Source organism: Streptomyces sp. NPDC033221, from assembly GCF_055577005.1.
Map to the genome: position 1 here is coordinate 58,389 of NZ_JBVIQN010000043.1, position 11,020 is coordinate 69,408.

The following is an 11,020-nucleotide window of genomic DNA, read 5'->3' on the forward strand; positions in this document are numbered from 1 at the left end:
CTCCCGGATCGCCAAGGAATCCACACCGTATCTCGACGAGGCTGAGACGAATGAGCTGGGAGCCCGTTCCTGCTTTTCGCAGTACTAGGCGGTTCCGTTCGAACCAAGGACCCCTGGTTCGGGCGTGCCGCCGCGCCCGGGACTCAGGAGGCCGGTCCGCGGGTGCGGCGCAGGGGCAGTTCGACGGTCGGCCGGACCCGGGTGTTTTCGGCCAGGTGCCAGCCGAGCGCGCGGCGATCTCCAGGGCGGCGCGCGGCCCGATACCGCGGTAGCGGTGGGCTCAGAGCGGGACGGAGCTGACCTTGGGCTTCCGCTTGTTCAGTTGCTCCTCGATGCGGGTGCGGGGGAAGCCAGAACAGGACGACCCACATCGCCACATGGAATGGTAAGTGGAGCAACATCCCTATATGACACCAGATCAGCACCGGTCGCGACCGGTTGGGTTTCACCTTCCAGTCCGCTCCCGGGTGTGGCGGCAGGCCGTCGGGCTGGAAGGATGGCCGACCGGGCCGGCCTGGCCGGCACGGAGGGACTGTGGGCGTACTCGCGGACTCATCCCATCACGACGGTCGTGTACACGCCAACGCCGTTCGGTCGGCGCCCCGTCACGCCCCTGGCCCCTCCCCCACCCCCTCCGCGATCATGGCGACCATGACCGACGTACACATCCGGCTCGTCCACACCGCGGAACTCGACACCCGCACCCGCGCCGCGGCCAAAGCACTCCTCCAGGACGTCTTCGAGGGCGACCTGTCGGAGGAGGACTGGGACCACGCGCTGGGCGGCATGCACGCCCTGACGTGGGAGGGCGACGAGCTGATCGGTCACGCCTCCGTCGTACAGCGCCAGATGCTGCACGACGGCCGGCCCCTGCGCTGCGGCTACGTGGAAGCCGTCGGTGTCCGCGCGGACCGGCGTGGCCGGGGCCATGGCGCCGCCATGATGACGGCCCTGGAAGGGGTCGTACGCGGTGCCTACGACCTGGGCGCTCTCAGCGCCTCCGACACCGCCACCGACTTCTACGCCGCCCGCGGCTGGCAGCTCTGGCAGGGGCCGTCCGCCGTCGTCTCTCCGACCGGCGTACGCCGCACCCAGGAGGAGGACGGCGCCATCTACGTCCTCCCCGGAGCCACAGCCGCAGCCGCCTCCTTGGACCTCACGGGACAGCTCGCGTGCGACTGGCGGAGCGGGGACGTCTGGTAGCCGCTTCTCCGGTGCGGTGCCGGGGAATGGGGCCGGAAACGGCGGCGGCCCGCCCGTGTCGTTCGGGCGGGCCGGTCGCTCGGGCCCCGGCCGTGTCCCAGCGCCGAGCCTGATTACTTGGTGAGTTCCCGCAGCCCCATGTTCAGCCTCAGCACATTCACCCGGGGCTCCCCCATGAACCCCAGCTCCCGCCCCTGCGTGGTGTCCGCCACCAGGCGGTCGACCTTCGAGCGGTCCAGATGGTTCTCCTTCGCCACCCGGGCGGCCTGGAGTTTCGCGTACGCCGGGGAGATGTCCGGGTCGAGGCCGGAGCCGGAGGAGGTGACGGCGTCCGCCGGGACCTCGGACTCGGGGACGCCGTAGGTCCTGGAGACCCACTCCTTGCGTTCCTTGACCGCGGCGATCAGGTCGGTGTTGGTGGCGCCCTGGTTGGTGGCGCCGGAGACCTGGAGGTCGTACTGGGTGTTGACGCCGTTGGTCCGGTTGCTGCCCAGGCCCGCGGACGGGCGCGGCTGGAAGTACCGCAGGTCCGGGATCGGGTTGCCCTTGCTGTCCGTTCCCTTGTCGTAGCGCTGACCGAGGAGTTCGGAGCCGACGGTCTTGCCGTCCTGCCGTACCTCCGAGCCGTTGGCCTTGTCGTGGAAGGCGGCCTGGGCGACGCCGGTGACGACCAGGGGGTAGAGCACGCCGCAGACCACGGTCAGGACGAGCAGGGCGCGCAGTCCGGCGCCGAGGAGGCGGGCGGTGTTGCGTACCGAGTTGTTCATGAGGGAGTCACCCGATCCCGGGGATCGCAGAGATGAGCAGGTCGATGAGTTTGATGCCGATGAAGGGGGCGATCAGGCCGCCGAGTCCGTAGATGCCGAGGTTGCGGCGGAGCATTCGGTCCGCGCTCACCGGCCGGTAGCGGACGCCCTTCAGGGCCAGCGGTACGAGCGCGATGATGATCAGCGCGTTGAAGATGATCGCGGACAGGATCGCGGTCTGTGAGCTGTGCAGCCGCATGATGTTGAGCGTGTCCAGGCCCGGGTAGGCCACCGCGAACATCGCCGGGATGATCGCGAAGTACTTCGCGACGTCGTTGGCGATCGAGAAGGTGGTCAGCGCGCCGCGGGTGATCAGCAGCTGCTTGCCGATCTCGACGATCTCGATGAGCTTGGTCGGGTTGGAGTCCAGGTCCACCATGTTCCCGGCCTCCTTGGCGGCCGAGGTGCCGGTGTTCATGGCCACGCCGACGTCCGCCTGGGCGAGGGCCGGCGCGTCGTTGGTGCCGTCGCCGGTCATGGCGACGAGTTTGCCGCCCGCCTGCTCGCGCTTGATCAGCGCCATCTTGTCCTCGGGCGTGGCCTCCGCGAGGAAGTCGTCCACGCCCGCCTCGTCGGCGATGGCCTTGGCCGTCAGCGGGTTGTCGCCCGTGATCATGACGGTCTTGATGCCCATCTTGCGCAGCTCGACGAAGCGTTCGCGCATGCCGTCCTTGACGACGTCCTTGAGGTGGATGACGCCGAGGACGCGGGCGCCCCGCTCGTCCTCCAGGGCGACCAGCAGCGGCGTGCCGCCTGCCTCGGAGATGTGGTTGGCGAGCCGGTCGGCGTCGTCGGGGACGGTGCCGCCCTGCTCCTCGACCCAGGCGATGACCGAACCGGTCGCGCCCTTGCGGACCTTGCGTACGGCGCCGTTCTCGGTGACGTCCACGCCCGACATCCGCGTCTGGGCGGTGAAGGGCACCCACTCGGCGTCGGTCAGCTCGCCCTGGTGGCGTTCGCGCAGGCCGTACTTCTCCTTGGCGAGGACGACGATCGAGCGGCCCTCGGGGGTCTCGTCGGCGAGTGAGGACAGCTGGGCCGCGTCCGCGACCTCGGCCTCGGTCACGCCCTTGACGGGGACGAACTCGGCGGCCTGGCGGTTGCCGAGGGTGATGGTGCCGGTCTTGTCGAGCAGCAGGGTGGAGACGTCGCCGGCCGCTTCGACCGCGCGCCCGGACATGGCCAGCACGTTGCGCTGGACCAGGCGGTCCATGCCCGCGATGCCGATGGCCGACAGCAGCGCGCCGATCGTCGTCGGGATCAGGCAGACCAGCAGCGCCAGCAGTACGATCATGGACTGCTCGGCGCCCGCGTAGATCGCGAACGGCTGGAGGGTCACCACGGCCAGCAGGAAGACGATGGTGAGCGAGGCGAGCAGGATGTTCAGCGCGATCTCGTTGGGCGTCTTCTGCCGGGCGGCGCCCTCGACGAGGTTGATCATCCGGTCGATGAAGGTCTCGCCGGGCTTTGTGGTGATCTTGATGACGATGCGGTCGGAGAGCACCTTCGTACCACCGGTGACCGCGGACCGGTCACCGCCGGACTCGCGGATGACCGGCGCCGACTCGCCCGTGATGGCGGACTCGTCGACCGACGCGACGCCTTCGACGACGTCGCCGTCACCGGGGATGATGTCGCCGGCCTCGCAGACGACGAGGTCGCCGATGCGCAGCTCCGTGCCGGGCACCTGCTCTTCCGCCGAACCGTTCAGCCGCCGCGCCACGGTGTCCGTCTTGGCCTTGCGCAGCGTGTCCGCCTGCGCCTTGCCGCGGCCCTCGGCGACCGCTTCCGCCAGGTTGGCGAAGATCACGGTGAGCCAGAGCCAGACGGCGATGGCCCAGCCGAACCAGTCCGAAGGGGACGCGACGGCGAAGAAAGTGGTCAGGACCGATCCGACTTCGACCACGAACATCACCGGGGATGTGACCATCACCCGGGGGTCCAGCTTGCGCAGCGCGTCCGGCAGCGACCTGACCAGCTGCTTGGGGTCGAAGAGGCCGCCGCCGACACGGCCGTCGCCGTCCGGCTTGTGCCCGCTGGGCACGTCCTGGTGCGGCGCGCGGGCCGGGGTCGTGGTGGACATGGAGCGGCGCTCCTCTTGCTGTACGTCATTTACGTCGGTGGTCATGACAGCCCCTCCGCGATCGGGCCGAGGGCCAGCGCCGGGAAGTACGTCAGGCCGGTGATGATCAGGATCGTGCCGACCAGCAGCCCGGCGAAGAGCGGCTTCTCGGTACGGAGCGTGCCCGCCGTCTCGGGGACCGGTTGCTGCTCGGCGAGCGAGCCGGCCAGCGCCAGCACGAACACCATCGGCAGGAAGCGGCCGAGCAGCATCGCCAGCCCGATCGTGGTGTTGTACCAGGGGGTGTTCGCGTTCAGTCCGCCGAAGGCCGAACCGTTGTTGTTGGCGCCGGAGGTGAACGCGTACAGCACTTCGGAGAAGCCGTGCGATCCGGCGCCCAGCGCCTTGGTGTTGAGCATCGAGCCCAGCGCGTCCGGCAGCACCATCGAGGCGGCCGTGAAGCCGAGCACCAGGGTCGGGGTGACGAGGATGTAGCAGGCCGCGAGCTTGATCTGGCGGGTGCCGATCTTCTTGCCCAGGTACTCGGGCGTACGGCCCACCATCAGCCCCGCGATGAACACCGCGATCACGGCCATCACGAGCATCCCGTACAGACCGGACCCGACACCGCCGGGCGCGATCTCGCCGAGCATCATGCCCAGCAGCTGGATGCCGCCGCCGAAGGCCGTGAAGGAGTCGTGGAAGGCGTCCACGGCACCGGTCGAGGTGAGGGTCGTGGCGACCGAGAAGATCGACGAGCCGCCGATGCCGAAGCGGTTCTCCTTGCCCTCCATCGCCGCGCCGGCCGCCTGGAGCGCCGGACCGCCGTGCGCGAACTCGGTCCACATCATCAGGGCGGTGAAGCCGAGCCAGATGACGCCCATCGTGGCGAGGATCGCGTATCCCTGCCGTACGTTGCCGACCAGCCGGCCGAAGGTGCGGGTCAGCGCGAACGGGATGACCAGGATGAGGAAGACCTCGAAGAGGTTGGTGAATCCGTTCGGGTTCTCGAACGGGTGGGCCGAGTTGGCGTTGAAGTAGCCGCCGCCGTTGGTGCCCAGCTCCTTGATGACCTCCTGCGACGCGACCGCGCCGCCGTTGGTCTGCTGGGTGCCGCCCAGGAACTGCCCGACCCCGTGGATGCCGGAGAAGTTCTGGATGGCGCCGCACGCGACGAGCACGAGCGCGCCGATGACGGCGATCGGTATCAGCACCCGCACGGTGCCGCGCACCAGGTCCGCCCAGAAGTTGCCCAGTTCGCCGGTCCGGGTACGGGCGAAGCCGCGTACGAGGGCGATCGCCACCGCCATGCCGGTCGCGGCCGAGACGAAGTTCTGCACCGCCAGGCCGGCCGTCTGCACGACGTGCCCCATGGCCTGTTCACCGCTGTACGACTGCCAGTTGGTGTTCGCGACGAACGACGCCGCCGTGTTGAACGCCTGGTCCGGGCTGATCGACGCGAAGCCGAGCGACAGCGGCAGACCGCCCTGCAGGCGCTGCAGCAGGTAGAGGAAGAGCACACCGGCCAGGGAGAAGGCCAGCACCCCGCGCAGATAGGCGGGCCAGCGCATCTGTGTGTCCGGGGCGGCGCCGATGCAGCGGTAGATCACCTTCTCGACGCGCAGGTGCTTGCGCGAGCTGTACATGACAGCCATGTAATCGCCGAGGGGGCGGTACGCCAGGGCGAGCGCCGCGATGAGCGCTATGAGCTGGAGCACGCCGGCCAGGATGGGGCTCATCAGGACGCTCAGAACCTCTCCGGGAAGACGAGGGCGAGGACCAGGTAGCCGAGCAGGGCGACGGCGACGATCAGTCCGACGACGTTCTCGACGGTCATAGCCTCGTCACCCCCTTGGCGACGAGAGCCACCAGCGCGAAGACCGCGAGCGTGGTGACGACGAAGGCCACGTCGGCCATCGTGTGCTCCTAGTGGGTTCGGTTGAACGGACACCTAGAGCAAACCCCCAACCTGACCACTTCCGACCGCCGTTGACGCCTCCCTTACGGCCATTAGCGCCCCGTTGACGATTCTCATACGCCCACTGACCTGACCTGCAAAAACACCGATGGGCCGCACCCCCTCGAAAGGGGGCACGACCCATCGGGACGCGGGTTTCGAGCCGATCGGGCGCTCTGGGGGGAGCGCCGCGCCTCAGCGGATTTCGGTGATCTCCGGGCCGCGTTCCAGGCGTTCGACGCCGCCGCCAAAGCGGGAGGTTTCCGCGGGCTCCTGCTGGACGCCGTCGGGGACCATCTGGGCGTCCTCGGGGAGCTTGAGGACGATCGGGTCGCGGGGAGCCATGGGGGCCTCGCCGCGGACGACCACGGTGTCCTTGAAGATGTGCTCCAGGATGCCGGCGGCCTCGGGCTGGACGGCGCCCTGGCCGGAGATGACGCCGCGCAGGAACCAGCGCGGGCCGTCGACGCCGACGAAGCGCACGACCTGGACGCCGTTGGTGCCGTCCGGGAGCTGTACGGGGACCTGCGCGCGCAGTTCCCAGCCCAGCGGGCCCTCGACCTCGTCGATGACGCCGCCCTGCTGGGTGATGCCGACGCCGATCTCCTCGCGGACCTCCCCCCAGATGCCTTCCTTCTTGGGGGCGGCGAACGCCTGGAGCTGTACGGCGCTGTCCTGGAGGACCACGGTCGCCGCGACGATCGCGTCGCCCGCGACCTCCACCCGCAGCTCCATGCCCTCGACGCCGGGCACGAACATGCCGCCCAGGTCCACCCGGCCCTCGGCCGCGTCCGTGACCTCGGAGAGGTCCCACGGGCCGTCGGGACGGGGGGCCGGGGGCAGGTTCACCCGCTGCTCCTCGCCGGACCCGGCGCCCTCGTCCGCAAAAGTCTCGTCCGAGGCCGTCTCGTCGGCTGCTTCCGCCGGCCGGGCCGACTCTGCGGGAGCCTCGTTCTTCTTGCGACGACCGAACACGTCACTGTCCTTCCCGGTCGGCACCGACCGATGCGTATCCATTCCCACCCGTGGAGCCGTCCACCGCCGCATGACCGCCGGTGGAACCGAATCCCCCCTCGGCCCGCGCCGAGCCGGGAAGTTCCGCCACCTCGTGGAAGCGCACCTTCTCGACCTGCTGGACGACCAGTTGGGCGATCCGGTCGAACCTCTCGAACCGCACACTGTCGCGCGGGTCCAGATTGACCACGATCACCTTGATTTCCCCACGGTACCCGGCATCCACCGTCCCGGGGGCATTCACGAGCGCCACTCCGCACCGGGCCGCCAGGCCCGAGCGGGGGTGCACGAACGCCGCGTACCCGTCGGGCAGCGCGATGGACACTCCGGTGGGGAGCACCGCCCGCTCGCCCGGCGCGAGTTCCGCCGCCTCGGTGGTCACCAGGTCGGCGCCGGCGTCACCGGGGTGACCGTAGGCGGGCAGCGGCACCTCCGGGTCCAGACGCCGGATCAGCACATCCACCGGATTGCGTACCTGACTCACGGGTTCACCTCAAAAGCACGAGCTCGTCTGACCTGGTCGGGATCGGCCATGGCGGCCTGGATCTCGGCCGGCCTTCCGTTGTCGATGAAGTGGTCGACCTTGACCTCGACGAAGACGGCGTCGGCGCGTACCGCGACCGGGCCTTCGGGCCCGCCGATGCGGCCCACCGCCGTCGAGTAGATCTTCCGGCCGTGGACGGCGGTTATCTCCGCGTCCAGGTGCAGCACCGTGCCGACCGGTACGGGCCGCAGGAAGTCGGTCTCCAGGCGGCCGGTCACCGCGATCACCCGCAGCAGCCAGTTCAGCGAGCCCAGCGTCTCGTCCAGGGCGGTCGCCAGCACGCCGCCGTGGGCGAGGCCGGGCGCGCCCTGGTGGGCCTCCTTGACCGTGAATTCGGCGGTCACCCGTACGCCGTTCTCGGCGCGGGCCCGCAGCTGCAGGCCGTGGGCCTGCCCGGGGCCGCAGCCGAAGCAGTGGTCGTAGTGCGCGCCGAGGAGTTCTCCGGGCGCGGGGGCGTCGGGGTGCCGCACCGGGGCGACGGCGTCGGCCGGTGGCGTCAGCCGCGTCGGGGCCTTGTCGGTTCCACTCACGAGTGCAGACCCTACCCGCGCGCGTAACCGGCCCGCGCCGCCGTGCCAAGCTGGAGCCATGCAGTCGTACGAAGAACGCCTCACCGCGCCCCGCTCCTGGTGGGTGATCGCCGGCCTGATCGGCGTGGCCTGCGCCCTGATGCTGCTCCCGCTGGGGACGCTGCCGATGCTCGGCGGGCTGATCGGCGGCGCGGCGCTGTCCGCGGTGGCGGTCAGCTCGTACGGCTCCGTACGGATCCGCGTCGTGGGCGACTCGCTGATCGCGGGCGACGCCCGGATCCCGGTCACGGCGCTGGGCGAGGCCCGGGCGCTGGACGCGGAGGAGGCGATGGCCTGGCGTACGCACAAGGCCGACACCCGCGCCTTCATGCTGCTGCGCAGCTATGTCCGTACCGCTGTGCGGGTGGAGATCACGGACCCGCAGGACCCGACTCCGTACGCGTATCTCTCGACCCGTGAGCCGGAGCGCCTGGTGACCGCACTGGCGGCCGTACGGGCCTGAACCGACCGGAGGGTGCTCGCGGGGGCGCCAGGAGCGTAGACGGGCGGTACAGCGGCCTTGGAGGCCGTTCTGAGGGTACTGAGGGGGCGTTCCGGCGGCCCGGGGTGCGTCAGCCGGTCCCCGGCAGTCGTGCGACGCGTCGGCGGGCCCTCAGGCGGCGTTCTCCGGGGGCGGCGTCGAGCCGGTGTGCGGCAGGGCGGCAGTGCCCGGCAGCGCATCGGTGTCCGGCAGGGCGCCGGCGTCCGGCAGGGCGTCCCACGGCACCTGTTTGGCGCGCAGATCCTTGCGGATCTTGTCCGCGAGCTTCTTGGTGTCCCGCCGGTTCATGAACGCGCCGACCGCGGCGCCGACCATGAACGGCGTCAGGTTCGGCAGGTTGCGCAGCGTGCGCTTCATGATCTGCTGGCGCAGTTCGCGCTTCATCTGGCCGCCCAGCGCCGCGTTGACCGTCGTGGGTTTGGTGACGTCGATGCCGCGCTCCTCCGTCCAAGAGGTCAGGTACGCGGTGGCGCGCTGCCCGAGCTGCCCCGGGGGACGCAGGCCGTAGACCTCGTGGAGCTCGGCGATGAGCTTGATCTCCACGGAGGCCACTCCGACGATCTCGGCGGCCAGCTCGGCCGGCATGGCGGGCGGCACCGGCAGCATCGCCGCCGCGCCCACCCCCGCGCCTACGGTGGCGGTGCCTCGTGTGGCACCGGAGACCAGCTTGTCGGCCAGTTCCTCGGGGCTCAGTCCGGGGAACTGCCGGCGCAACGTCGCCAGGTCGCGGACCGGGATCCGCGGGGCGGCGTCGATGATGCGCTCGGCAACGGCCGCCACGCCCTTGCGGGCGCCCGCGCGGCCCTTTCTGGCGCCGCGGCCCACTGCCGCCGCGAGCGAGGCCGCACGGCCTCGCTCCTCCAGTGCGCCGGTCGTCCGCTCCGCGGGCAGGGCGGTCGGGTCGGCGGGCACGGGCGCGTTTTCGTCGCGTGATCGTGCGCCGGCCGCCGGGCCTTTCTCGCCCTTGCGTCCCTTACGGAACGGGTTCACGCCTGCCACGGCGTCGACCGGTCCTCAGGCCGCGCAGTCGCGGCAGATCGGCTGGCCGTTCTTGTCCTCGGCGGCCAGCTGGCTGCGGTGGTGGACCAGGAAGCAGCTCATGCAGGTGAACTCGTCCTGCTGCTTGGGCAGCACCCGGACGGCGAGTTCTTCGTTGGAAAGGTCGGCGCCGGGCAGTTCCAGGCCCTCGGCCTGCTCGAACTCGTCGACGTCGACGGCCGAGGCGGACTTGTCGTTCCGCCGCGACTTCAGTTCTTCGATGCTGTCCTCGTTGAGGTCGTCATCTGTCTTGCGTGGGGTGTCGTAATCCGTAGCCATGTCGCTCTCCCCCTCTGGGTGTCTGCGGTGTCTCCAGCGCACGTAACGCGTGAGAGGCCGGACTTGTGCCCGACCTGAGGCGGAGATTTTGCCTCACATCAAGGTCTGTTACTCAATCGACACCCAACCGCACCCCTGAAGAGGTGATCGGTTTGGATGGCGATCAGGACCGTACACGGTCCGAATGTCGCACCTCGCGCACGCCATCACGTGTACTTCCCGTGATCAAGGCCCCCGGAAACCCGGATTTTCCCGGCCTTCCGGCGACCTCTTCGATCACAGAGAGTGGATGGCTCGAATCTCGCGCCTGTGAGGGATCACACACGGACGGACCGCCGGGCGGACCGGAGGAATTCAGCGCAAAGCGAACTTGGCGAAGGATCCATGGCCGCCCGCCGTCACGTCAAGCCGGGGTGGCCGGCGCGCGGAGGGCGACCAAGAGTGCCAAGAGGTGGGGTCCCGGGTCAAAAAGGACAGCAGGACGAGCCGGGAGCCGCAGACGGGGGCGCAACCCCCGCCCACGGCTCCCCGGCCGCCTGCGGCCCTCACAGCGGCAGGACGACCCGCATCTCCAGGCCGCCGCCCTCGCGGGGCGTCGCCGTGATGCTGCCGTCGTGTGCGCGCACCACGGACCGGACGATGGACAGGCCGAGGCCGACGCCCTTGTCGCTGCCGGTGCGTTCCGTACGCAGGCGCCGGAACGGCTCGAAGAGGTTTTCCACCTCGTACGCCGGGACGGCCGGGCCGGTGTTGGAGACCACCAGCACCGCACAGCCCTGCTGCGGCTCAGTGGTCACCTCCACCCAGCCCACCCGTCGCCCACCACCGCCCTCCACCGGAAGCGCTTCGCGCTGCCCCTCTTGCGGCACGTTGTAGCGCACCGCGTTCTGGACGAGATTGAGCGCGATGCGCTCCAGCAGCACCCCGTTGCCCTGGACGAAGGCCTGCTGGCGTACGCCGCGGATCTCCACGCCCTTGGCCTGTGCCTCGGCGCGGGTCTGGTCGACGGCCTGCGAGGCCACCTCGGCCAGGTCCACCGGCTTCTT

The 11,020-nt window shown here is 70.1% G+C and carries 12 protein-coding genes; 2 read left to right on the forward strand and 10 right to left on the reverse strand.

Features of this window, described 5'->3' with window-relative positions; genetic code table 11:
* Positions 1-642 precede the first annotated feature (642 nt).
* Positions 643-1,203 (forward strand): GNAT family N-acetyltransferase, encoded by a 561-nt coding sequence (locus ACZ53K_RS37310; RefSeq protein WP_468845958.1) that lies wholly within the window; start codon positions 643-645, stop codon positions 1,201-1,203.
* Between the two features lie 113 nt (positions 1,204-1,316).
* Here ACZ53K_RS37310 and kdpC read toward each other — a convergent pair whose 3' ends face one another.
* The 7 genes from kdpC to ACZ53K_RS37345 form a co-directional block, all read right to left on the reverse strand.
* On the reverse strand, positions 1,317-1,970 hold the full coding sequence (kdpC, locus tag ACZ53K_RS37315) for a potassium-transporting ATPase subunit KdpC (protein ID WP_468845960.1): 654 nt from the start codon (positions 1,968-1,970) through the stop codon (positions 1,317-1,319).
* Between the two features lie 7 nt (positions 1,971-1,977).
* Positions 1,978-4,092, reverse strand: coding sequence for a potassium-transporting ATPase subunit KdpB (kdpB, locus tag ACZ53K_RS37320; RefSeq protein ID WP_468845993.1), 2,115 nt, complete (start codon positions 4,090-4,092; stop codon positions 1,978-1,980).
* Positions 4,093-4,133: 41 nt separating this feature from the next.
* A complete protein-coding gene (gene kdpA / locus ACZ53K_RS37325; protein ID WP_468845963.1) occupies positions 4,134-5,810 on the reverse strand; it encodes a potassium-transporting ATPase subunit KdpA in 1,677 nt (558 codons plus the stop codon).
* An 8-nt stretch (positions 5,811-5,818) separates the two neighbouring features.
* Complete coding sequence (kdpF, locus tag ACZ53K_RS37330; protein ID WP_073760453.1) at positions 5,819-5,908, reverse strand: K(+)-transporting ATPase subunit F; 90 nt, start codon at positions 5,906-5,908, stop codon at positions 5,819-5,821.
* A 315-nt stretch (positions 5,909-6,223) separates the two neighbouring features.
* Positions 6,224-7,003, reverse strand: a complete 780-nt coding sequence (locus tag ACZ53K_RS37335; RefSeq protein ID WP_468845967.1) for a DUF3710 domain-containing protein — start codon at positions 7,001-7,003, stop codon at positions 6,224-6,226.
* Position 7,004: 1 nt separating this feature from the next.
* A complete protein-coding gene (dut, locus tag ACZ53K_RS37340) occupies positions 7,005-7,526 on the reverse strand; it encodes a dUTP diphosphatase (protein ID WP_468845970.1) in 522 nt (173 codons plus the stop codon).
* Positions 7,523-8,116, reverse strand: a complete 594-nt coding sequence (locus ACZ53K_RS37345) for a PaaI family thioesterase (protein ID WP_468845972.1) — start codon at positions 8,114-8,116, stop codon at positions 7,523-7,525. Before ACZ53K_RS37345 ends, dut begins: the two co-directional genes overlap by 4 nt.
* A 58-nt stretch (positions 8,117-8,174) precedes the next feature.
* On the opposite strand from ACZ53K_RS37345, the gene ACZ53K_RS37350 reads away from it, so the two are divergent.
* Positions 8,175-8,618 carry a DUF3093 domain-containing protein gene (locus ACZ53K_RS37350; protein ID WP_468845975.1) on the forward strand — a complete coding sequence of 148 codons (444 nt, stop codon included), beginning with the start codon at positions 8,175-8,177 and terminating at the stop codon, positions 8,616-8,618.
* Between the two features lie 150 nt (positions 8,619-8,768).
* Here the strand turns inward: ACZ53K_RS37350 and ACZ53K_RS37355 are convergent, their stop codons facing one another.
* From ACZ53K_RS37355 to ACZ53K_RS37365, 3 genes are all read right to left on the reverse strand, one after another.
* On the reverse strand, positions 8,769-9,656 hold the full coding sequence (locus ACZ53K_RS37355) for a hypothetical protein (protein ID WP_468845978.1): 888 nt from the start codon (positions 9,654-9,656) through the stop codon (positions 8,769-8,771).
* Positions 9,657-9,671: 15 nt separating this feature from the next.
* On the reverse strand, positions 9,672-9,974 hold the full coding sequence (locus ACZ53K_RS37360; protein WP_003982531.1) for a DUF4193 domain-containing protein: 303 nt from the start codon (positions 9,972-9,974) through the stop codon (positions 9,672-9,674).
* 545 nt (positions 9,975-10,519) lie between these two features.
* Positions 10,520-11,020: sensor histidine kinase (locus ACZ53K_RS37365; protein WP_468845988.1), on the reverse strand; the 501-nt coding region annotated here is incomplete at its 5' end.